We start from the raw sequence: 20,535 nt of genomic DNA, 5'->3' as shown, positions 1-20,535 counted from the left end.
CGCCCTCTCCTGGTTCGCCTGATGGTGGTAGGGAAGACCGGCGCGGCCCGCCGTGGGGGAAGGGGTACGGGCCGTGCCGGTCGCTCAAGGAGTGGTTCAGTAGGCGCGCCGCATTCGGCGGCGCCACCAGCCGACGACGGTGCCGAGCAGCAGGATCGCGGCCGCGCCCGCCGCCGCCGAGCCGGCGATCAGCACGGTGTTGTCGGTGCCGCCCGACGCCGAGGCCGGGCTCAGTGCGTCACCGAGCTGGCTCTTGACGTCGGCGCCCGCGGTCGTGCCCTTGGCCAGCGCGCCCCGCGAACCCGCCGTGGGCTGGGCGACGTAGGGGAAGGACTTCTCGAACTTCTTGTCGTTGGCGTCCACCGCGTCGCCCAAGTCGTTCTTGGCGCCCAGGAGTTCGCCCTCGACGACCTGGAGGGCCTCGTCGATCACGTCGTCGGTGAGCCGGCGGCCGTTGGGGAAGCCCGCGTTGTCGCCGTCGAGCACGCCGAGCCGCTTGGGGTGCATGGTCGGCTTGATCGAGGTGTTCAGCCGCAGTTGCTCCGAAGGGCGCACGTTCGGGGGCTGGTTGAGGCCCTTGACGCCCTTGAGGAAGACGTCCACCAGGTCGTTGCGCGGCTCGGCCGGGGCGTCGATCTTATAGATGCCCTCGATGAGCTTGGGCAGCTCCGGGTTGGTGACGTTCTTCAGGAACTGGGCGTCGTGCGAGGGCTGGGAGGCGTTGAAGCGGTCCTTGTCCGCCTGCGGGTTGACCACCTCGTTGACCAGCGGGTTGCCGAGGCGGGAGACCTGGCTGTAGTAGCCCTGGGCGTTGCGGCGCTGGGTGGTGGACCAGATGCCGACGACCGGCTGGTCCGCCGACTGCCGGATCAGGTCGTTGGGGACCTGGAGGGCGATCGTGTTGACGTTGTAGCCCTTGAGGGTGTCCCGGCCGACCTCGCTCAGGTTGCCGCCGTACAGCAGGTCGAAGACGCGCAGGTCCAGGAAGAACGGGTCGTCCGCCTGCCCCGCGAAGGTCGCCGCGCCGCCCGCCGTCTTGTACACCGCCTGCGAGCGCAGCGTGCCGTAGTCCGGCATGGACGCCTTGCCCACGTTGGACGGCGCCACCGGCACGTCGTCCGCGACCTTGGTCCGGGACATCGCGTGGCCGTCCTTCAGGCGGACCAGTTCGAGGTCGTAGGTCTGGGTGATGTTGAGGTCGGGGTCGTCCAGGCTGGTGACGGGGCCGGTGTTGTAGAGGAACGTCTTCCCGTTCCTCGTCCTCGTCTTGAACGTGTAGCGGAAGAGGAGGTCGTCCCGGGCATCGCCATCGCTGTCGATGTGCAGGTCGTACTGCGCGTCGTCGGCGAAGGTGTAGAAGTTCGGGCCGCCCGCCGGTTCCTCGAACGGTATCCAGTCGGCCACGATCGTCGTGGTGTCCGGCTTGTCGGGGCTGACGAACGCGTACAGATCGGTGTTGTCGTACTGCGGGGTTCCCGAGATCAGCGGGGCCTCCCGATGGGAGGAGGCGGAGGCCGCCCCCGGCTCCAGCGTGGCGACACCGGCGGCCGCGAGCCCACCGGCGGCGAGCGCGCCGCAGATGAGCGGGACCAGGCCGTTGCGTGCCGTGCCGCTTCTGGCGAAGAGAGTCATGCCGTCCGTCCTCGAATCCGACTTGCTTGACGGACGGGTATACGGAGCGATCGGCGCGCGCGGATTGGCCGGAGCGGAACTTTCTTTTTCCTCTTTTCCGACCCGCGTTTTCGGCCCGCCGATCCGTATCAACCGCCGGAGGTGTGCGTTCGTGCGGATGCGAGGGGTCACCGGCACGGCCGGGTGCGGCCACGGCCGGGGTGAGGGTGCCGAGGTACTGCTGGTGCGCGTGGCGGGCGGCGACCACCAGGCGTTCGAGGAGCTGTACGGCCTGGTCTCCGGGCCGGTGTTCGGACTGGTCCGGCGGGTCGTGCGCGACCCCGCCCAGTCCGAGGAGGTCGTCCAGGAGGTGCTGCTCGAACTCTGGCGCTCCGCCGCCCGGTTCGACCCGGCACGCGGCAGCGCCCTGTCCTGGATACTCACCCTCGCCCACCGCCGCGCCGTCGACCGGGTGCGCAGCGCCCGCGCGGCCGGCGAACGCGAGCAGCGCGAGGCCCTGCGCGCCGGGGAACCCGCCTTCGACCACGTCACCGAGGAGGTCGAGGCCGGACTCGAACGGGAGTGGGTGCGCCGCTGTCTGAGACGGCTGACCGACCTCCAGCGCCAGTCCGTCACCCTCGCCTACTACGACGGCTACACCTACCGCGAGGTCGCCGAACGGCTCTCGCTGCCGCTCGGCACCGTCAAGACCCGGATGCGCGACGGCCTGAACCGGCTGCGCGGCTGCCTCGGAGGTGCCGCGTGAGCGTCTTCACCCGTCTGCTGCGCCGCGAGGACCCGCACTCGCTGGCCGCGCCCTACGCCCTGGACGCCCTCGACCCCGGCGAGCGGCGCCGGTTCGGGAAGCACCTCGCGGGCTGCGGCCGCTGCACGGCGGAGGTGCGCGAACTGTCCGAGGACGCCGTCCGGCTGGCCTGGTCCACCGCCGCCCCCGCCCCGGCCGCCCTGCGCGAACGCGTCCTGGCCGCCGTACGCACCACGCCCCAGGAACCGGCGCCCGCCGGTCGGCCGCGCGCCGCCCAACTGCCGCCGCACGTATGGGGAGTCCAGCCGCCGCCCGCGCGTACCCGGCCGCGTCCGCTGTTCGTGCCGTTCGCCACGGTGACGGCCGCGGCCGCCCTGGTCGTCGCCTCGCTCTTCGCCGTCCAGGCGCACCGCACCGAGGAACGGCTCGCCGCCGAGCGGGCGCGGGCACGTGACATCGCCCACGTTCTGGCCGCTCCGGACGCCCGTGCCACGGCCGGGACCGACGGACACGGCCGCGCGCTCGCGGTCGTCGCCTCGCCGTCCGAGGGCCGCGCCGTCGTCACCCTGAGCGGATACGGCACGCCGTCCGGCGGCCGGGTGCATCAGCTCTGGCTCACGCGCCCCGGCGTACAACCCCGGTCTCTCGGGCTTCTCGGCGGCGACACGCCCTTGGCGGTGAAGGGGCTGGAGAAGTCCGCGGCGTCACTCGCGGTGACGGTCGAGCCGAACGGCGGTTCTGAGCACCCCACTGGCCAGCCCGTTGTCCAACTCACCCTGAAATCAGTCGGATTCGGAGAGTAGTCAATGAGGGATGATCAACCTCCTTGTGGGGAAGGTGAATCCCGTGGCCGAGATACACGCATGCCCTACCGGGACGATAGGGTTACTCTGCCCGTGGGCCGGGTGGATTCGTACGGGTGGGGAGTGACATGGAGCAGATAGCAATGCGCAGCAGGGCCAGGGTCCCTGCGATCACCTGCGGAAGTGGTGCGACCAGCAGGCGTCTGGACCGCCACCTCGCGGTGCTCGGCGGACCAGCCATACCGCAGCGGGAGACGGTCGAAGCGACGTCGCTGATGCGTGAACTGACCGCGCGGGACACCGTGCGTCAGCGCAGCGACCGGCGCGTCCGCGTCAGCCGGGTCTCTCTCTTCGCGCCCCTGCGCCGGCTGCGCCGGTCGCTCTTCGGCAGCCACTGAGCCGTACCGAGCGGACTCCCCGGAGTGCCGCCCGGTACCGGCCCGGCCCCGACCGAACCGGCGCCCCGCCCCCGCAGGCCATCCGCGCTCAGGCCGCCACACCGTCCCGGCGCAACGCCGCGATCTCGTCGTCCGTCATCCCCACGGCACGGAGCAGCGCGTCGGTGTGCCGGCCGAGCGCGGGCACGTCCCCCAGCCGCGTCTCCGCGCCACCCGGCAGCGTGATGGGCGGCAGCAGCGCGCGCAGCGGTCCCACCGGCGAACCCACCCGCCGCCACCGCTCCCGCGCCGCGAGCTGCGGATGCTCCGCCAGCTCGGCCAGATCCCTGATCCGCGCACACGCGATCCCCGCCGCCTCCAGCCGCGCCAGCGCCTCGTCCGCCGTCAGCGCGCCCAGCGCCCCCGCGACCAGCGCGTCGGTCCGCTCCCGCCCGGCCACCCGCGCCGCGTTGGTCGCGTACGCCGGGTCGTACGCCAACTCCGGTCTGTCCAGTACCAGTTCGGCCAGCCGCCGCCACTCCCGGTCGTTCTGCACCGACAGCAGCACCCGGCCGCCGTCCGCCGTCGCGTAGGAGTCGTACGGCACGATCACGGCGTGCGCGAGACCGGTGCGCGCCGGGGGTTCGCCCCCGTGCATCGTGTGGTGCAGCGGATGCCCCATCCTCCCCCAAGCTCTCGGCTTCGCTCGAGCAGGGGGGACCCCCATGGCCAGCGCCTCCAGCATCGACACCTCCACGGGGCCGCCCCGCCCGGTCGTACCGCGCCGCACCAGCGCGGCCAGCACCCCCGAGAAGGCGTACATGGCCGCCGCGATGTCCGCCGCCGGGATGCCCGCCTTCACCGGCCGCTCGGGCGTACCGGTCACCGACACCAGCCCCGCCTCGCACTGCACGAGCATGTCGTACGCCCGCTTGTCCGCGTACGGCCCCGAGCCGCCGTACCCCGAGATGTCCACGGCGATCAGCCGCGGGTCGGCCGCGCAGAGGGTGGCCGCGTCCAGGCCGAGGCGGGCCGCCGCGCCGTGCGCGAGGTTCTGCACGAACACGTCCGCCTCCGCGACCAGCCGCCGTACGACGTCCAGACCGCGCGGGTCCTTCAGGTCCAGCGCGATGGACTCCTTGCCCCGGTTGCACCACACGAAGTGTGAGGCGAGCCCCTCGGCGGCGGTGTCGTAGCCGCGTGCGAAGTCACCGCCGTCGACCCGCTCCACCTTGATCACCCGCGCGCCCAGGTCGGCCAGTTGACGGGTGGCGAAGGGCGCGGACACGGCCTGTTCGACGGCCACGACGGTGACGCCCTCCAGGGGCGGCGGCAGCAGATCCATGCCCGCGATGATCTCCCGGCGGGCTCCCGCCTCGCTAGAGCAGGGCGAACTGTCCCTCCGGGCCCTCCTCCTGGTGGTCCAGGACCGAGGCGGGGCGGCGAGACCGGGGCGCGGGTGGGAGAACTCCGGCCGCACGTAGGTCGGTTGCCGTGATCGGCTCCGACACCGGTACCGGGTCGGGGAGTTCGGCCAGGAGGGTCAGCACGGTGATCAGCTCCAGCAGCTCCGAGGTCCAGCTCTGCGGCCAGGTCCGGGGGCCGATCGCGGCCAGGGTGCCGGGGGCGCCGGGGGTCGTACGGGCCGTGAACCAGGCTTCCAGCGTGCGGACCCCGGCCACCTCGTGCTCCCAGGCCGCGCGCGGGACGGGGGAGACGCGGCCCTCGTCGAGGAACAGGGTCTCGTCCTCGGCGTCGTAGCGCAGGGTGCGCGGGTACGGGGGCAGCGGCGCGCGGACGTACGGGCGGCGGCCGCCGGGCAGCTTGGGGCGCTCCCCGTCCCGGCGCATCAGCCACAGCGCGCGCCGGCCCGCCGCCACACCCCGCGCCCACACTTCGGGGTCCCCGGTGAGCGGCACGGTGAGGTCGGCCTGGACGGCGGCCAGTGTCCACGCCAGCACGTCCGCCGCCGTGGGCCGGGAGCCGAGCCGCGCGCCCAGCTCGTCCAACAGCCCCGGCGCCAGGTTGGGTTCGGCACCGCCGGGACGCCGGTACAGCGGGCGGACGCGCCCCGCCGCGAGGGTCGGCGGCAGCGAGGTCGCCAGCAGCCCGGCACCCGCCTCCACCACGAACACCTGCCGCTCGTCCGCCACCCGCCACAGCTCCGGACGGGCGAGGTCGATCAGCCGGTGGTCCGGAATCAGCCAGCGCTCGTCGAACGGCGCCGCGAGCACCCGCACCGGCTCCGGGCACGGCCCCGAGGCCCGCGCCAGCCGCTCGGTACCGGTGTTCCGGCCGGGCAACTGCGCCACCGCCGAGTGGACGGTGCGCGACCGGGTCGGCTCGAACAGGGCCTCCCGCTCCGCCCCCTCGGCCGCGAGCAGCGCCGCCCAGCGGGCCTTCAGGGACGCCGGGTCGGGTGCCGTCGGCCAGGCGCGGCCCGGCCGCAGCGGTGCGACGGACCACGGCATGAGGTCCGCCAGCGGCGGCGCGTCCTCGTACGTCACGCCCGGAATGCTACGGCCTCGGCCCGGACGGGGTACGGGAACGGGGGCGGCGGTACGGGCGGCGCTCAGGTCGCCTCCAGGGTGACGGTGAACGAGAAACGGTCGCCCCGGTAGTGGATGACGGCCACGTCCAGCACCCGCCCCGAGGAGTCGTAGGTGACCCCCGTGTAGTGCAGGATCGGGCTCAGCAGCGGCACCTGAAGCAGCCGGGCCGTCTCCGGGTCGGCGAGCCGGGCCTCCACGGTGTCGGTGATCCGGCTGATGTCGGCGCCCACCACGTCCCGCAGCACCTTGGTCATCGGCCAGCGGGCCAGATCGGCCGGGTCGATCCGGTCGGCCAGCTCCGGGCGCACATGGTTGACGGCGTGGTTGGTCGGCTCACCGGTCTTCGCGTCCCCGCGCAGCCGGTGGTAGACCGCCACCTCGGTGAGGTCCGGGAAGTGCTCCGCCCACATGGGCGGCACCGGGACCCGCGCCACGTCCAGCAGTTCGGCCGTCATCCCGGACTGCTGGGCCACGATCGCGTCCACCGAGCCCAGCAGCCTGACCGGCGCCCCGCGCCGCACCCCCGGCTCGATGAAGGTGCCGCGCCGCCGGTGCCGGCTGATCAGCCCCTCGTCCTCCAGCTCCTTCAGCGCCTGCCGCATCGTCAGCACGCTCACCCCGTAGTGCCCGGCCAGCCGCTCCTCGGTGGGCAGCCGCAGCGGGTCCTCGGGGGAGCGGCCCAGGATGGAGGCCCGTAGCGACTGCGACACCTGGTACCAGAGCGGCAGCTTGCGGTTCAGGACGATCGAGTCCGGGGCGAAAGAGGTCACGCGGCTATCCGTACCTGTCCGGGATCGGTCGGCGCAACGGAGCGGTCACACATGGGAGTTGTCACTCGGTGTCGTCACGGGGTGCGGAAGTGCGGCTCCAGTCCGCGCCACACGTCGTCGTAGCCCCGCTGCAGGTGGTCCGCGCGGGCGGCGTCCGGGGTGAGGGCGATCGGCCAGCGGGTCTCGAACATGAAGGCCAGCCCGTCGTCGATCCGCTGCGGGCGCAGCTCGGCCGCGCTCGCCCGGTCGAAGGTCTCCCGGTCCGGGCCGTGCGCCGACATCATGTTGTGCAGCGAGCCGCCGCCGGGGACGAACCCTTCCGCCTTCGCGTCGTAGGCGCCCTCGATCAGGCCCATGTACTCGCTCATCACGTTCCGGTGGAAGTACGGCGGCCGGAAGGTGTCCTCGCCGACCAGCCAGCGCGGGGCGAACACCACGAAGTCCGCGCCCGCCAGCCCCGGAGTGTCCGAGGGGGAGGTCAGGACGGTGAAGATGGACGGGTCCGGGTGGTCGTAGGAGATGGTGCCGATCACATTGAAGCGGCGCAGGTCATAGGTGTACGGCACATAGTTGCCGTGCCAGGCGACCACGTCGAGCGGGGAGTGGTCGTAGGTGGCCGTCCAGAGGTTGCCGCAGTACTTGTTGACCACCTCCACCGGGCCCTCGACCTCCTCGTACGCGGCGACCGGTGCCCGGAAGTCGCGGGCGTTGGCGAGGCCGTTGGCGCCGATGGGGCCCAGGTCGGGGAGGCGGAAGGGCGCACCATAGTTCTCGCACACATAGCCCCGCGCCGAGTCGTCCAGCAGCTCCACACGGAACCGGACCCCACGGGGGATGAGCGCCACCTGTGCGGGTTCCACATGGAGACGGCCGAACTCGGTGTGCAGCAGCAGGCCGCCCCGCTCGGGGACGATCAGCAGCTCGCCGTCGGCGTCCGAGAAGACGCGCTCCATCGATGAGTTGGCGTGATAGAGGTGCACGGCCATGCCGCTGCGCTGGGTCGCGTCGCCGTTGCCGCCCAGCGTCCACAGGCCGGCCAGGAAGTCGGTGCCCGGCAGCGGTTCGGGCAGCGGGCTCCAGCGCAGCCGGTTGGGGTCGGGCACGGTCTCGGTGAAGGGGGCTGTGCGGAGCGCGCCGTTGGCGGTGCGGGTGAAGGCGGGGTGTGCGGCCGAGGGGCGGATGCGGTACAGCCAGGAACGGCGGTTGTGGGCGCGGGGCTCGGTGAACGCCGTACCGCTGAGCTGCTCCGCGTACAGGCCGAGCGGTGCGCGCTGGGGTGAGTTGCGGCCGTCGGGCAGGGCGCCGGGCACCGCCTCGGAGGAGTGTTCGTTGCCGAACCCGGTCAGGTACGCCAGTGCTTCGGCGGTCTTCCGCGCGTCCCCTGCCATGATCGCTCCCTTGCGCACACGCTACTCCGGCATTCCTATGGAGCACCGTAGGAATGCCGGGTGGTGTGCGCAAGAGGCGAACGCGCCCTTCACCCGGCCGGAGCGCGAGAACCGGCCGCGCGGGGGAGGTACGGGGACGGTGCGGGGGGCGTACCAGGACTCCCGCCCTTCTCCGCCTCCCCGTGGCGAGGCATCATGTGGCCGTGCCCCATGTGACATCCCTCCGCCGCGCCCCCGTTCAGCGGCGCAGCGCCGAACGGCTGACCAGAATCCTCGACGCCTGCGCCGCCCTCCTGGACGAGGTCGGTTACGACGCCCTGACCACCCGCGCGGTCGCCGAGCGGGCCGGGGTGCCCATCGGCTCGGTGTACCGCTTCTTCGGCAACAAGCGGCAGATGGCCGACGCCCTCGCCCAGCGCAACCTGCGCCACTACGCCGAGCACGTCACCTCCCGGCTGAAGGAGGCGCCGCCCGGCGACTGGCGGGCCGCGATGGATGTCATCCTGGACGAGTACCTCGGCATGAAGCGCACCGCGCCCGGCTTCGCCCTGGTGGACTTCGGCAACCAGATACCGGTAGGCACCCGCAGCACCGCGCCCAACACCCGCGTCGCCGACCGGCTCGGCGCCCTCATCGCCGGCTACCTCGGCCGCACCTTCGACGACGACCTGCGCCGCGTCCTGCTGGTGGCCGTGGAGAGCGCGGACACCCTCATCCAGCTCGCCTTCCGCACCGACCCGGACGGCGACCCGGCGATCATCCGCGAGACACGGGAGCTGCTGCGGGCCTACCTGGGCCGCGTCCTGGACCCGGCGGACTGAACCGGCCGCACAGGTCTCCCCACCATGCCTACCGGTCGGTATGCTCGCCCGAGCCGGTACGGCCGAGCCCGCCCGGCAGCGCCGCCGACCCTCCGGGAGGACCCGTGCCCCGCACCGCCCTGCGCATCTGCCCCCTGTGCGAGGCCACCTGCGGCCTGACCCTCACCATCGAGGGGACCCGCGTCACCGCCGCGCGCGGCGACCGGGACGATGTGTTCAGCAAGGGCTTCATCTGCCCCAAGGGCGCCTCCTTCGGCGCACTGGACGCCGACCCCGACCGGCTGCGCAACCCCCTGGTCCGGGAGAACGGCGAGCTGCGCGAGGCCAGTTGGGAGGAGGCGTTCGACGCCGTCGCGCGCGGCCTGCGCCCGGTCGTGGAGCGGTACGGCGCGGACGCCCTCGGGGTGGTCCTCGGCAACCCCAACGTGCACACCATGGCCGGCGCCCTCTATCCCACCGTGCTGCTCGGCGCGGTCCGTACCCGCTCCCTGTTCACCGCCTCCACGGTCGACCAGATGCCCAAGCACGTCTCCAGCGGCCTGCTGTTCGGCGACGCCAACGCCATCCCGGTGCCCGACCTCGACCACACCGGCCACCTCCTGCTGATCGGCGCCAACCCCTTGGAGTCCAACGGGAGTCTGTGCACCGCGCCCGACTTCCCCGGCAAGCTGAAGGCGCTCAAGGCGCGCGGGGGCACCCTCACCGTCGTGGACCCCCGCCGCACCCGCACTGCGAAACTGGCCGACCGGCACCTCGCCATCCGCCCCGGCGCCGACGCCCTGCTCCTCGCCGCGATGACCACCGTGCTGTTCGAGGAGGGGCTGGTCGACCTCGGGGACCTCGCGCCGCACGTCGACGGGCTGCCCGAACTCCGCGAAGCGATAGCGGACTTCACCCCCGAGTCCGTCGCCGGTGCCTGTGACGTCGACCCGGACACCATCCGCACCCTCGCCCGTGAACTCGCCGCCGCCCCCGCCGCCGCCGTCTACGCCCGCATAGGGAGCTGCACCGTCCCGCACGGCACCCTGGCGAGCTGGCTGGTCGACGTGCTCAACACCCTCACCGGCAACCTCGACCGCCCCGGCGGCGCCCTCTTCCCCCAGGCCGCCACCGACCGCACCCCCCGCCCGGCGGGCCCCGGCCGGGGCTTCTCCCTGGGCCGCTGGCACTCCCGCGTACGGCGACTGCCCGAGGCCAAGGGCGAGTTGCCGCTCTCCGCGCTGGCCGAGGAGATCGACACCGCCACCCCCGAGGGCGAACCGCTGCGCGCGCTGATCGTGATCGCCGCCAACCCGGTGCTGTCCGCGCCCGACGGGGACCGGCTCGACAAGGCCCTGGGGTCGCTGGACTTCATGGTCAGCGTAGATCCCTACCTCAACGAGACCTCCCGCCACGCGCACGTCGTGCTGCCCCCGCCGCCGCCCGCGCAGAGCCCGCACCACGACTTCGCCTTCAACACCCTGGCCGTCCGCAACCAGGTCCGTTACACCCGGCCCGCCGTGCCGCTGGAGCCCGGCCGGATGGCCGAGACCGAGATACTCGCCCGGCTGATCCTCGCCGCGAGCGGTATGCACGGCGCCGACCCGGCCGCCGTCGACACCATGGTGATCGACCAGACCCTCGGCAAGGCCGCCCAGGACCCCCACTCCCCGGTCCACGGCCGCGACCCGCGCGAGCTGGCCGCGCGGCTCACCGGCGCCGACGGCCCGGAGCGCCGCCTCGACCTGATGCTGCGCCTCGGCCCCTACGGCGACGGCTTCGGCGCCCGCCCCGACGGCCTGACCCTGGCCCGGCTGCTGGAGAACCCGCACGGCATCGACCTCGGCCCGCTCCGCCCGCGCCTGCCCCAGCCGCTCAAGACCCCCAGCGGCAAGGTCGAGCTGCTGCCCGCCCCCATTGCCGCCGATCTGCCCCGGCTGCGAGAGGCCCTGCGCGAGCGGCCCACCGGGCTCGTCCTCGTCGGCCGCCGCCATCTGCGCTCCAACAACAGTTGGCTGCACAACGTGCCCGCCCTCACCGGCGGCACCAACCGCTGCACCCTGCACCTCCACCCCGAGGACGCCGCACGCCTCGGCGTACGCGACGGCGAACCGGTACGGATCAAGGGCGCCGGGGGAGAGGTGACCGCGCCCGCCGAGGTCACCGACGCCATCCGGCCCGGCGTGGTGAGCCTCCCGCACGGCTGGGGCCACGACCGCCCCGGCACCCGGCTGGGCCACGCCGGCCGCGAACCCGGCGTCAACGTCAACCAGCTCCTCGACGGCACCCTCCTCGATCCCCTGTCCGGCAACGCCGTCCTCAACGGCATCCCGGTCCGGGTCGGACCCGCGGGCGTCCCGGCAGCCCTGGCGCCGGAAAACTAACGCCGCTAGTTTGGAGCGCCGGCGGGTACGCGCCCGCCGGGTACCGTCGCCCCAGCTTCCGAGGAGACCGCGCGCGATGACCGTACGAGCCGCCGTCCTGCCCGCCGTCGGGGCACCGCTGGAGATCACCGGGATCGAACTGCCCGAGCCGGGGCCCGGCCAGGTGCGGGTGCGCCTGGCCGCCGCCGGGGTCTGCCACTCCGACCTGTCGCTGTCCAACGGCACCATGCGGGTGCCGGTCCCGGCGGTGCTCGGCCATGAGGGCGCGGGCACGGTGACCGCCGTGGGGGAGGGGGTGGCGGGGCTCGTACCCGGTACGCCCGTCGTCCTCAACTGGGCTCCCGCGTGCGGGGGTTGTCCGGCCTGTGCGCGCGGCGACGTGTGGCTGTGCGGGCACGCGCTGGACGGTGCCGCCCGCGTGCACGCCCGTACGGCCGACGGCACCGAACTCCATCCCGGCCTCAACGTCGGCGCGTTCGCCGAGGAGACCGTCGTACCGGCCGCCTGTGCGCTGCCGCTGCCCGAGGGGGTTCCGCTGACCGACGCGGCCCTGCTCGGCTGCGCCGTCCTCACCGGGTACGGCGCCGTCCACCACTCGGCGCGGGTCCAGCCCGGCGAGACGGTCGCCGTGTTCGGGGTCGGCGGGGTCGGGCTCGCCACCCTCCAGGCGGCCCGGATCGCGGGCGCGGCCCGGATCATCGCCGTCGACGTCTCGCCGGGCAAGGAGGAGCTGGCCCGTGCCTGCGGCGCCACCGACTTCGTCCTCGCCGACGAGCAGACCCCGCGCGCCCTTCGCGCCCTCACCGGCAAGCAGGGCGTCGACGTCGCGGTGGAGTGCGCGGGCCGCGCGCAGAGCATCCGCGCCGCCTGGGAGTCCACCCGCCGGGGCGGCCGCACCACGGTCGTCGGCATCGGCGGCAAGGACGAGCAGGTCACCTTCAACGCCCTGGAGATCTTCCACTGGGGCCGCACCCTCACCGGCTGCGTCTACGGCAACTCCGACCCGGCCCGCGACCTCCCGGCCATCGCCGCCCACGTCCGCGAGGGCCGCCTGAACCTCTCGGCCCTGGTCACCGAACACATCACCCTGAAGGACATCCCGACGGCGTTCGAGGACATGCTGGCGGGCCGGGGTGGACGGGCGCTGGTGGTGTTCTAGGGACTCAGCGCACCCGGTCCGGGCTCGGCGCCGCGTCCGCCACCTGCGCGGGCGCCGTACGACCCCGCGACCGGGCCACCGCCACGCCCGCCAGGCAGAGCAGGCCGCCGCCCAGCATCACCGGGCCCGGGACCTCGCCCAGGGCCAGCCAGGACATCACGACCACCAGCGCGGGGACGGCGTACGTCGTCGCCCCCAGCTTGGCGGCGCTGGTGCGGGCCAGGGCGTACGCCCAGGCGGTGAAGGCCAGCGCCGTCGGGAAGACGCCGAGGTAGACCATGCCCAGCGTGGCCGACACGGGGGCGTGGGACGCCTCCGAGATCAGTTGGCCGGTGAAGGGCAGGCAGGCCGCCGCGCCGATCAGGCAGCCGAACGTCGTCACCTGGAGGGCGCTCGCGCGGGCCACGGCGGGCTTCTGCGCGACCACACCGGCCGCGTACGCGACCGCCGCCAGCAGGCAGGCCACCACCCCGAGCACCGAGGAGCCGCCGCCCCCGGCCGACATCGACAGGCCCACGATCACAGCGCCGGTGAACGACACCGCCATGCCCGCCAGCAGCCGGGGCGGCATCGGGTCGCCGAGGAACCGGGCGGCGAACAGGGCGATCAGCAGCGGGCCGACGTTCACCACCAGGGCCGCCGTACCCGCGTCCACTCGCTGCTCGCCCCAGTTCAGGGCCACCATGTAGAAGCCGAACCAGAGCACCCCGGACACCAGGATGCCGGGCCAGGCGCCGCGCGGCGGCCAGCCCTCCCGCCGTATCGCGCACAGCACGGCCAGGGTGAGGCCGCCCGCGAGCAGGCGGCCGAGCGCCAGCGCGCCCGGCGAGTAGGCGTCACCGGCGGTGCGGATCACCACGAAGGCGGACGCCCACAGCAGCACGGTGACCACGGCGGCGGCCGCGGGCAGCAGACGATGACGCGGACTGAGGTCCATCGGACTCCTCGATCGACTCGGTGACAACTCAGTGAAAAGAGGTGAAAGGAGGTGAAAAAGACAGGGCAGGCGGTCTCAGACCAGCGCCGGCCCGTCGATGCCCAGCAGCTCCGCCAGCGCCTGCTCCCCGGCGGCCGTCACCCGTACCGCGCGCCCCGAGCCCACGCGGGCGCACCACCCGGCGTCCAGCGCGTGCCGGCACAGCGCCGCCCCCGCCGCGCCCCCCAGATGCGGGCGCCGCTCCGTCCAGTCCAGGCAGGAACGGGCCAGCGGGCGCCGGGTGGAACGGTCCACGGCGATGCCCGCCTCGCCGAACCAGGCGAGCCCCTCGTCGGTCAGCGCGAACCCGGTGTCCTGGCGCAGCAGCCCGCGCGAGGTCAGCGCGTCGGTGACCGCGATGCCCAGCCGGCCGGCGAGATGGTCGTAGCAGGTGCGCCCGCGCGCCAACGCGGACTGGGTACGGACCTCCCGCAGGGTGCGCGGGACCTGGACCACCACGTCCTGCGGCAGATGCGCCGCCAGATCCTCGACGAGCTGCGCGGCGCGCGGGTCGGCCAGCCGGACGTAGCGGTGCCGCCCCTGGCGTTCCGTCACGAGCAGGCCGCCCGCGACCAGCCGGTTCAGATGCTCGGTGAGTGTCGAGGGCGCGACCCGGACGTGCCGGGCGAGTTCTCCGGCGGTCCATGCCCGCCCGTCCAGCAGGGCCAGCAGACAGCCCGCCCGCGTCTCGTCGGCGAGCAGCGCGGCGAGCGAGGCGAGAGCGGCGGCGCACGGTTCGCTGGCGGTCATGTGCCCAGCATGCGGCACGGACACTTCGGCGCCCACCGAATCATGGCCGGGGCTCCGGCTGACCGTACTGCCCCTCAAGACCGGCCAGCAACGCCGCGAGCCCCACCTCGAAGGCGCGCTCGTCGATCTTCTCCTGCTGCTCGGCGAGGAGGTGCGCCTGCCCGAGGTGGGGATAGTCGGCGGGGTCGTAGGCGCTCGCGTCGTCCACGAAACCGCCCGCGAAGGAGCTGAGTGCGGAGCCCATCACGAAGTACCGCATCAGCGCGCCGATCGAGGTCGCCTGCGCCGGGGACCAGCCCGCGTCGACCATCCCGCCGTACACCGCGTCCGCCAGCCGCAGCCCGGCCGGACGGCGGCCGGGGCCGCGCGCGAGGACCGGGACGATGTTGGGGTGGTCGCGCAGCGCGGACCGGTAGGAGACGGCCCAGTCGTGCAGCGCGGTCCGCCAGTCCCGGCCATCCTCGAACATCGACAGGTCGACCTGCGCGCTCACCGAGTCCGCGACCGCCTCCAGGATCTCGTCCTTGGTGCGGAAGTGGTTGTAGAGCGAGGGCCCGCTCACCCCGAGTTCGGCGGCGAGCCGCCGGGTGGAGACGGCCTGGAGCCCCTCCGCGTCCACGAGGGCTTGTGCCGTCCGCACGATCCGGTCGGTGCTGAGCAGGGGCTTGCGCGGTCGGGCCATGGCGCACATAGTAGGGCTGCGAGCGGAAACTAGCACTGCTAATTTAAATGTACGTCTTTCAAGGGCCTTAGGGGTTCCCGCTGAGGCCGTGTGGGGTGATCGCGTGGTGAACCTGGGCCTGAGCGAGGAACAGGCGGCCGTACGGCAGCTTGCCCGTGACTTCGTGGAGCGCGAGATCGCCCCCCACGTCACCGCCTGGGACCGTGCCGAGGAGGTCGACCGGGGCATCGTGAAGAAGCTCGGCGAGGTCGGCTTCCTCGGCCTGACCATCGACGAGGAGTACGGCGGCTCCGGCGGCGACCATCTCGCGTACTGCCTGGTCACCGAGGAACTGGGGCGCGGCGACTCCTCCGTGCGCGGGATCGTCTCCGTCTCCCTCGGCCTGGTCGCCAAGTCCGTCGCGGCCTGGGGGAACGAGGAGCAGAAGCGGCGCTGGCTGCCGGGGCTGACCTCCGGCGAGCTGATCGGCTGCTTCGGCCTCACCGAGCCCGGCACCGGCTCGGACGCGGGCAATCTGAGCACGCGGGCCGTACGGGACGGCGAGGACTACGTACTCAGCGGCACCAAGATGTTCATCACCAACGGCACCTGGGCCGACGTCGTGCTGCTCTTCGCCCGCTCCACCGACGCCCCCGGCCACAAGGGCGTCTCCGCCTTCCTCGTCCCGACCGACACCCCCGGCCTCACCCGCCGCACCATCCACGGCAAGCTCGGCCTGCGCGGCCAGGCCACCGCCGAACTGGTGCTGGAGGACGTGCGGGTGCCCGCCTCCGCGATGATCGGCGCCGAGGGCAAGGGCTTCTCCGTCGCCATGTCCGCGCTCGCCAAGGGCCGGATGTCGGTCGCCGCGGGCTGTGTCGGCATAGCCCAGGCCGCCCTGGACGCGGCCGTGCAATATGCCGGTGAGCGCGAGCAGTTCGGCACCTCCATCGCCCGGCACCAGTTGGTGCAGGAGCTGATCAGCGACATCGCCGTGGACGTGGACGCCGCCCGGCTGCTGACCTGGCGGGTGGCCGACCTGATCGACCGGGGCGAGCCGTTCGCCACCGAGTCCTCCAAGGCCAAGCTGTTCGCCTCCGAGGCCGCGGTGCGCGCCGCCTCCAACGCCCTTCAGGTGTTCGGGGGTTACGGCTACATCGACGAGTACCCGGTCGGCAAGCTGCTGCGCGACGCCCGCGTGATGACGCTGTACGAGGGCACCAGCCAGATCCAGAAGCTGCTCATCGGCCGCGCGCTGACCGGTGTTTCAGCTTTCTGAGGCTGAGCCTTTCTGAGTACGGGTACTGAGTACCTCGGCGGATGTGGCCCGCGCCGCCTCCGCCGAGACTCGTGCCATGAGCGACACACCCGTCAAGCAGCAGAGCACGGCCGCCTTCTACGGACAGGCCGTCGCCTCCTTCGCCGTCGCCATGACGGCCACCGCGATCGGCATCTACCGGCTGGACGCCAACGCCTGGGTGCGCGGCTTCCTCGCCATCGCCGTCCTCTACCTCGTCACCTCCGCCTTCACCCTCGCCAAGGTGATCCGGGACAGACAGGAGGCCGGCGAGATCGTCAGCAGAGTCGACCAGGCCCGCATGGAGGAACTCCTCACCTCCCACGACCCGTACCGCAAGACCCCCGACCCCCGGCAGCAGTCTCGCTAAGCGGGCGCTCACCTTCGGCGGTATGGTGGTGCCTCCTGTCATCCGAGGAGGGGCGAGCGATGAGTACGGCGGAGGAGACGGTCGGCGGCGAGGCCGACGCGTGGGCCGAGGTGACCCCGGACGCGGCCCGGCGGCTGCTCGTCGCCGCCGTGGAAGCCTTCGCCGAGCGCGGCTACCACGCGACCACCACCCGCGACATCGCGGGCCGCGCCGGGATGAGCCCGGCCGCGCTCTACATCCACTACAAGACCAAGGAAGAGCTGCTCCACCGGATCAGCCGCATCGGTCACGACAAGGCGCTCGACATCCTGCGCACCGCCGCACGCGGCGACGGCACGGCCGCCGAGCGGCTCGCGGACGGCGTCAGCTCCTTCGTCCGCTGGCACGCGGGGCGCCGCACCACCGCGCGGGTCGTGCAGTACGAGCTGGACGCGCTCGGCCCGGACGCCCGCGCCGAGATCGTCGCACTGCGCCGTCAGGTGGACGCCGAGGTGCGCGGGATCATCGAGGACGGCGTGGCCGCCGGCGAGTTCGACGTGCCCGACGTCCAGGGCACCACGCTCGCCATCCTGTCGCTCTGCATCGACGTGGCCCGCTGGTTCAACGTGGACGGCCCGCGCACCCCCGAGCAGGTCGGCGAGCTGTACGCGGGCCTCGTCCTGCGGATGGTCGGGGCCCACTGACCCCGACGCCCGCGCTCCGGGATCAGAAGTAGTAGCGGGACACCGACTCCGCCACGCACACCGGCTTGTCGCCGCCCTCGCGCTCCACGGTGAAGGCGACCGACACCTGGACCCCGCCCGGTACGTCCTCCACGTTCGTGATCACCGCCGTGGAGCGCAGCCGGGAGCCGACCGGCACCGGGGCGGGGAAGCGGACCTTGTTGGTGCCGTAGTTGACGCCCATCTTCACGCCCTCGACCGCGATGAGCTGCGGTCCGAACAGGGGGAGCAGCGAGAGGGTGAGGTAGCCGTGCGCGATGGTGGTGCCGAAGGGGCCCTGGGCCGCCTTCTCCGGGTCCACGTGAATCCACTGGTGGTCCCCGGTGGCCTCCGCGAACAGGTCGATCCGCTTCTGGTCGACCTCCAGCCAGTCGGTGTGGCCGAGCTGCTCGCCCACGGCCGCCTTCAGCTCGTCGGGGGAGTGGAAGGTCCTCGGTTCTGCCATGATCCCGGCCTCTCGCGTCGTAAGTCTAAGCAACTGCTTAGCATGGTGGGGTGGGCGGCGCCTGTCAACGGCTCGTCCGGCCCGGTGGGTCGGTAGGCTCGGGACGGTGCCCCAGCTTCCCGAGAAGATCCACGAGCTGACCGTAGGCCAGTTGTCCGCGCGCAGCGGCGCTGCCGTCTCCGCCCTGCACTTCTACGAGTCCAAGGGCCTGATCAGCAGCCGCCGCACCTCCGGCAACCAGCGCCGCTACACCCGCGACACCCTGCGCCGGGTCGCCTTCGTACGCGCCGCCCAGCGGGTCGGCATCCCGCTCGCCACCATCCGCGAGGCCCTCGCCGAGCTGCCCGAGGAGCGCACCCCGACCCGCGCGGACTGGGCCCGGCTCTCCGAGGCGTGGCGCTCGGAGCTGGACGACCGGATCAACCAGCTCAACCGGCTGCGCGACCACCTCACCGACTGCATCGGCTGCGGCTGCCTCTCCCTGGCCACCTGCGTCCTGTCCAACCCGGACGACGTGTTCGGCGAGCGCGGCCCCGGGTCCCGCCTGATGCGGGAGGAGCGGGGGCCGCGTGCACACCCCTGAACTCACCGCCGCGCTCGCGGAGATCGACGTGGTCTTCAACGGCGAGGCGAGCCCGGCCGAGAACTCCGCTCACCTGCGTACCCCCAACTCCCCTGTGCCACCTGAGCTGCTGAACCGCTTCCTGTACAAGGGCGCGCACCATTTCATCGACCACGAGGCCGCGATGCGCCGCCTGCTGCCCCAGTGCGCACACGCCATGGCCGACGGCACCCTGAAGGACGACGGGTACGCGCCGCACGGCCTCAGCCAGGCGGACTGGCGGTCCTGGCCCGGCCCGCAGGCACGGGCGGTCGAGACGTTCGTACGCGCCTGGTGGCGGGCGACGCTCATCACCGCCGAGCCGCCCTACCTGGTCCCGGACCTGTTCGAGACCGCCTGCGCGATCCTCGGCGAAGTCACCGGCCCACTCGCCGACTGGTCACCCGGCCCCGAGGCGGACGCCCATCTCGCCACCTGCGTGGAGCAGTGGCTGGACGACCTGATGCTGGACCGCCGGCCGGGCTTCCTCTGGGAACCCCCTGCCGCCACCCTCACCGAACTCCAGACCTGGCTCGGCGCCCACGCCCCCGCCCGCCTCCGCCCCCTCGGCCTGACCGACCTCGCCGACCGCACGGCCCTCCTCGCCCTGCCGTACGACACTCGCTGGAACGACCCCTACTGGTCCCGCTGACCCCCGTGCTCCACCAGCCCCGCCGCCACCAACTGGGCGTTGGACAGCGCACGTTGGCCATCGGGCAGGAGCAGCGTGTCCTCCAGCCCGATGCGCGTCGCCAGCCCCAGCCGGCCGGCCAGTCGCAGTACCGGCCACGCGCCGCCGTCCTCGCCGTGCAGCAGGACGGGGCGGCCGTGGGCCGGGCCGAGGGAGGTCAGCAGGGCGTGGGCGGACGCCTCGGCGGTCGCCGGGTCGGTGTCCGTCACCTCCGCCAGTACCCGCAGGACGCGCGGCCCCAGGGGTGAGGCCGCGAAGCGCGCCGGGCCCTCCGTGCCGGACCAGATGCCCGCCTCCACGCCGACGCCCCGGGCCAGCAGGAGCCCGGCCAGCTCCTCGGCGCCCGGCTCGTGCCAGTTGACCGAGGCGAAGTCGGGCAGCACCGGCCAGGAGCGCACCCGCTCCAGCCGCGTGGCCGGACCGGGCTCGGCCCAGGCGCCGGTGGTCACCCCGACCGGCACCCCGGCCCGCTCGCGCAGCGCCTCCACCACGGGCCCGACGACGCGTGCGGACAGGGACTCCCGCCCGCACGGCGTCCGGGGATGCACATGCACCTCCGTGGCCCCGGCGGCGACCGCTTCCGCCGCCGACCGCGCCAACTCATCCGGCGTCAGCGGGACTTGCGCCCCGTCCGCCGCCGCTCTGCTCCCGTTCAGACAGACCTGCACCACACCATGGTGCCCGGTCAGGCCGACATCAGCAGCCGCTCCCGCCGGGCCGAGGCCAGCGCGCCCTCGGTGAGCACCGGGCGCGGCACCAGGATGCCGCAGTCGGCGCACACGGGCCCGGCCGACGGCTCGTGATCGAGGCCGTGCCGCCACACCAGCCGCTCGCCGTCGCACACCGGGCACACCGAGCCCGGCCGGCGCTCCAGGGCACTGATGAGCCGGTGCAGTACGTCGGCCAGCGGCTCACGGGGGTGCAGCCGCGGGTCGTCGCACCAGGCGACACCGAAGCCGCCCCAGGTCATCCGGTGCCAGTCGTCGACACTGCCCGGCCTGCGCAGGCCGTCGTGCTTCTCCTTCTTCCGGCGTTCCGCGAAATCGGCCTCATAGGTCAGCCACACCGCGCGCGCCTGCTCCAGCTCCACCAGTGCGGCCACGAGCCGCGCCGGGTCGGGGGAGCGGTCCTCCGGGCCGAAACCGGCCCGCCCGCACAGATGGTCCCAGGTCGCCCGGTGCCCGTAAGGAGCGAACCGCTCCAGGCACTTGCGTAGTGAGTAGCGCCGCAGCGCCAGATCGCATCGCGGATCGCGCACCTGTCTCGCCAGACTTCGGAATCCGGCCATCGCCCTGCACCTCCGTCACACCTGTGTCCGCTCTTCGGTCACCTCGGCGTCGCCGTACGGCTGTCGCGCGACGTCGCCGGATAGACGTGTCGCGGGCCGATCCGGCTCCATCCGATTTCCGATG

General features: G+C 73.2%; 22 protein-coding genes. 11 read left to right on the top strand and 11 right to left on the bottom strand.

Translation table 11 applies throughout. From position 1 onward, the window contains the following. Positions 1–96: 96 nt before the first annotated feature. Positions 97–1,632 carry a DUF4331 domain-containing protein gene (locus E5083_RS26795; protein WP_135788237.1) on the bottom strand — a complete coding sequence of 512 codons (1,536 nt, stop codon included), beginning with the start codon at positions 1,630–1,632 and terminating at the stop codon, positions 97–99. 157 nt (positions 1,633–1,789) lie between these two features. Between E5083_RS26795 and E5083_RS26790 the strand changes: the two genes are divergently transcribed. The 3 genes from E5083_RS26790 (at position 1,790) to E5083_RS26780 (ending at position 3,578) form a co-directional block, all read left to right on the top strand. Continuing rightward, positions 1,790–2,377 carry a sigma-70 family RNA polymerase sigma factor gene (locus tag E5083_RS26790; RefSeq protein WP_135788313.1) on the top strand — a complete coding sequence of 196 codons (588 nt, stop codon included), beginning with the start codon at positions 1,790–1,792 and terminating at the stop codon, positions 2,375–2,377. After that, entirely contained in the window at positions 2,374–3,180 is an 807-nt protein-coding gene (locus E5083_RS26785; RefSeq protein ID WP_135788236.1) for an anti-sigma factor, read from the top strand. The genes E5083_RS26790 and E5083_RS26785 overlap by 4 nt, the downstream gene beginning before the upstream one ends. Before the next feature lie 128 nt (positions 3,181–3,308). After that, positions 3,309–3,578 (top strand): hypothetical protein, encoded by a 270-nt coding sequence (locus tag E5083_RS26780; RefSeq protein WP_030812513.1) that lies wholly within the window; start codon positions 3,309–3,311, stop codon positions 3,576–3,578. Positions 3,579–3,666: 88 nt separating this feature from the next. Here the strand turns inward: E5083_RS26780 and E5083_RS26775 are convergent, their stop codons facing one another. The 4 genes from E5083_RS26775 to hmgA all read right to left on the bottom strand — a co-directional run bounded on the left by E5083_RS26775 (position 3,667) and on the right by hmgA (position 8,267). Beyond that, entirely contained in the window at positions 3,667–4,902 is a 1,236-nt protein-coding gene (locus E5083_RS26775; protein WP_135788235.1) for a CaiB/BaiF CoA transferase family protein, read from the bottom strand. Positions 4,903–4,936: 34 nt separating this feature from the next. Then, positions 4,937–6,073, bottom strand: a complete 1,137-nt coding sequence (locus E5083_RS26770) for a type ISP restriction/modification enzyme (RefSeq protein WP_341869888.1) — start codon at positions 6,071–6,073, stop codon at positions 4,937–4,939. A 56-nt stretch (positions 6,074–6,129) separates the two neighbouring features. Beyond that, positions 6,130–6,879, bottom strand: coding sequence for a GntR family transcriptional regulator (locus E5083_RS26765; protein ID WP_135788233.1), 750 nt, complete (start codon positions 6,877–6,879; stop codon positions 6,130–6,132). 74 nt (positions 6,880–6,953) lie between these two features. Continuing rightward, entirely contained in the window at positions 6,954–8,267 is a 1,314-nt protein-coding gene (gene hmgA / locus E5083_RS26760; RefSeq protein ID WP_135788232.1) for a homogentisate 1,2-dioxygenase, read from the bottom strand. A gap of 197 nt (positions 8,268–8,464) precedes the next feature. Between hmgA and E5083_RS26755 the strand changes: the two genes are divergently transcribed. From E5083_RS26755 to E5083_RS26745, 3 genes are all read left to right on the top strand, one after another. Continuing rightward, positions 8,465–9,088 carry a TetR/AcrR family transcriptional regulator gene (locus tag E5083_RS26755; protein ID WP_244317668.1) on the top strand — a complete coding sequence of 208 codons (624 nt, stop codon included), beginning with the start codon at positions 8,465–8,467 and terminating at the stop codon, positions 9,086–9,088. A 104-nt stretch (positions 9,089–9,192) separates the two neighbouring features. Then, positions 9,193–11,451: a molybdopterin oxidoreductase family protein gene (locus E5083_RS26750; protein WP_135788230.1), complete on the top strand. Its 2,259-nt coding sequence runs from the start codon at positions 9,193–9,195 to the stop codon at positions 11,449–11,451. 76 nt (positions 11,452–11,527) lie between these two features. Continuing rightward, positions 11,528–12,610 carry a zinc-binding dehydrogenase gene (locus E5083_RS26745; protein WP_135788229.1) on the top strand — a complete coding sequence of 361 codons (1,083 nt, stop codon included), beginning with the start codon at positions 11,528–11,530 and terminating at the stop codon, positions 12,608–12,610. Positions 12,611–12,614: 4 nt separating this feature from the next. Here E5083_RS26745 and E5083_RS26740 read toward each other — a convergent pair whose 3' ends face one another. The 3 genes from E5083_RS26740 to E5083_RS26730 form a co-directional block, all read right to left on the bottom strand. Beyond that, on the bottom strand, positions 12,615–13,547 hold the full coding sequence (locus E5083_RS26740; protein WP_135788228.1) for a DMT family transporter: 933 nt from the start codon (positions 13,545–13,547) through the stop codon (positions 12,615–12,617). A 75-nt stretch (positions 13,548–13,622) separates the two neighbouring features. Then, on the bottom strand, positions 13,623–14,336 hold the full coding sequence (locus tag E5083_RS26735) for an ArsR/SmtB family transcription factor (protein ID WP_135788227.1): 714 nt from the start codon (positions 14,334–14,336) through the stop codon (positions 13,623–13,625). Positions 14,337–14,376: 40 nt separating this feature from the next. Continuing rightward, complete coding sequence (locus E5083_RS26730) at positions 14,377–15,018, bottom strand: TetR/AcrR family transcriptional regulator (RefSeq protein ID WP_135788226.1); 642 nt, start codon at positions 15,016–15,018, stop codon at positions 14,377–14,379. Between the two features lie 106 nt (positions 15,019–15,124). Here E5083_RS26730 and E5083_RS26725 point away from each other — a divergent pair, with 106 nt between their 5' ends. The 3 genes from E5083_RS26725 to E5083_RS26715 all read left to right on the top strand — a co-directional run bounded on the left by E5083_RS26725 (position 15,125) and on the right by E5083_RS26715 (position 17,347). Further along, on the top strand, positions 15,125–16,276 hold the full coding sequence (locus E5083_RS26725) for an acyl-CoA dehydrogenase family protein (protein ID WP_135788312.1): 1,152 nt from the start codon (positions 15,125–15,127) through the stop codon (positions 16,274–16,276). A 76-nt stretch (positions 16,277–16,352) separates the two neighbouring features. Further along, entirely contained in the window at positions 16,353–16,664 is a 312-nt protein-coding gene (locus tag E5083_RS26720; protein ID WP_135788225.1) for a YiaA/YiaB family inner membrane protein, read from the top strand. A gap of 59 nt (positions 16,665–16,723) precedes the next feature. Beyond that, positions 16,724–17,347 carry a TetR/AcrR family transcriptional regulator gene (locus E5083_RS26715; protein ID WP_135788224.1) on the top strand — a complete coding sequence of 208 codons (624 nt, stop codon included), beginning with the start codon at positions 16,724–16,726 and terminating at the stop codon, positions 17,345–17,347. Positions 17,348–17,369: 22 nt separating this feature from the next. Here E5083_RS26715 and E5083_RS26710 read toward each other — a convergent pair whose 3' ends face one another. Next, positions 17,370–17,831, bottom strand: a complete 462-nt coding sequence (locus tag E5083_RS26710; protein WP_031179974.1) for a MaoC family dehydratase — start codon at positions 17,829–17,831, stop codon at positions 17,370–17,372. Between the two features lie 106 nt (positions 17,832–17,937). Between E5083_RS26710 and soxR the strand changes: the two genes are divergently transcribed. Both soxR and E5083_RS26700 read left to right on the top strand, forming a co-directional pair. Beyond that, positions 17,938–18,414, top strand: coding sequence for a redox-sensitive transcriptional activator SoxR (gene soxR / locus E5083_RS26705; protein ID WP_135788223.1), 477 nt, complete (start codon positions 17,938–17,940; stop codon positions 18,412–18,414). After that, a complete protein-coding gene (locus E5083_RS26700) occupies positions 18,401–19,084 on the top strand; it encodes a hypothetical protein (protein WP_135788222.1) in 684 nt (227 codons plus the stop codon). The genes soxR and E5083_RS26700 overlap by 14 nt, the downstream gene beginning before the upstream one ends. Here E5083_RS26700 and E5083_RS26695 read toward each other — a convergent pair. Both E5083_RS26695 and E5083_RS26690 read right to left on the bottom strand, forming a co-directional pair. Continuing rightward, positions 19,069–19,794 carry a 3-keto-5-aminohexanoate cleavage protein gene (locus tag E5083_RS26695; protein ID WP_167513641.1) on the bottom strand — a complete coding sequence of 242 codons (726 nt, stop codon included), beginning with the start codon at positions 19,792–19,794 and terminating at the stop codon, positions 19,069–19,071. The genes E5083_RS26700 and E5083_RS26695 overlap by 16 nt on opposite strands. Positions 19,795–19,808: 14 nt before the next feature. Further along, positions 19,809–20,411: a hypothetical protein gene (locus E5083_RS26690; protein WP_135788220.1), complete on the bottom strand. Its 603-nt coding sequence runs from the start codon at positions 20,409–20,411 to the stop codon at positions 19,809–19,811. Between the last annotated feature and the right edge of the window lie 124 nt (positions 20,412–20,535).

The sequence above is a fragment of the Streptomyces bauhiniae genome (genome assembly GCF_004784475.1).
GTDB classification, from domain to species: domain Bacteria; phylum Actinomycetota; class Actinomycetes; order Streptomycetales; family Streptomycetaceae; genus Streptomyces; species Streptomyces seoulensis.
The sequence above is the reverse complement of the archived record's forward strand: the minus strand, read 5'-3'. Positions and strand labels throughout refer to the sequence as shown.

Coding starts and splice junctions, on each gene's coding strand:
- E5083_RS26795 (WP_135788237.1), bottom strand. CDS start 1,632: ATGACTCTCTTCGCCAGAAGCGGCACGGCACGCAACGGCCTGGTCCCG.
- E5083_RS26790 (WP_135788313.1), top strand. CDS start 1,790: ATGCGAGGGGTCACCGGCACGGCCGGGTGCGGCCACGGCCGGGGTGAG.
- E5083_RS26780 (WP_030812513.1), top strand. CDS start 3,309: ATGGAGCAGATAGCAATGCGCAGCAGGGCCAGGGTCCCTGCGATCACC.
- E5083_RS26775 (WP_135788235.1), bottom strand. CDS start 4,902: ATGGATCTGCTGCCGCCGCCCCTGGAGGGCGTCACCGTCGTGGCCGTC.
- hmgA (WP_135788232.1), bottom strand. CDS start 8,267: ATGGCAGGGGACGCGCGGAAGACCGCCGAAGCACTGGCGTACCTGACC.
- E5083_RS26745 (WP_135788229.1), top strand. CDS start 11,528: ATGACCGTACGAGCCGCCGTCCTGCCCGCCGTCGGGGCACCGCTGGAG.
- E5083_RS26740 (WP_135788228.1), bottom strand. CDS start 13,547: ATGGACCTCAGTCCGCGTCATCGTCTGCTGCCCGCGGCCGCCGCCGTG.
- E5083_RS26735 (WP_135788227.1), bottom strand. CDS start 14,336: ATGACCGCCAGCGAACCGTGCGCCGCCGCTCTCGCCTCGCTCGCCGCG.
- E5083_RS26730 (WP_135788226.1), bottom strand. CDS start 15,018: ATGGCCCGACCGCGCAAGCCCCTGCTCAGCACCGACCGGATCGTGCGG.
- E5083_RS26720 (WP_135788225.1), top strand. CDS start 16,353: ATGAGCGACACACCCGTCAAGCAGCAGAGCACGGCCGCCTTCTACGGA.
- E5083_RS26715 (WP_135788224.1), top strand. CDS start 16,724: ATGAGTACGGCGGAGGAGACGGTCGGCGGCGAGGCCGACGCGTGGGCC.
- E5083_RS26710 (WP_031179974.1), bottom strand. CDS start 17,831: ATGGCAGAACCGAGGACCTTCCACTCCCCCGACGAGCTGAAGGCGGCC.
- E5083_RS26690 (WP_135788220.1), bottom strand. CDS start 20,411: ATGGCCGGATTCCGAAGTCTGGCGAGACAGGTGCGCGATCCGCGATGC.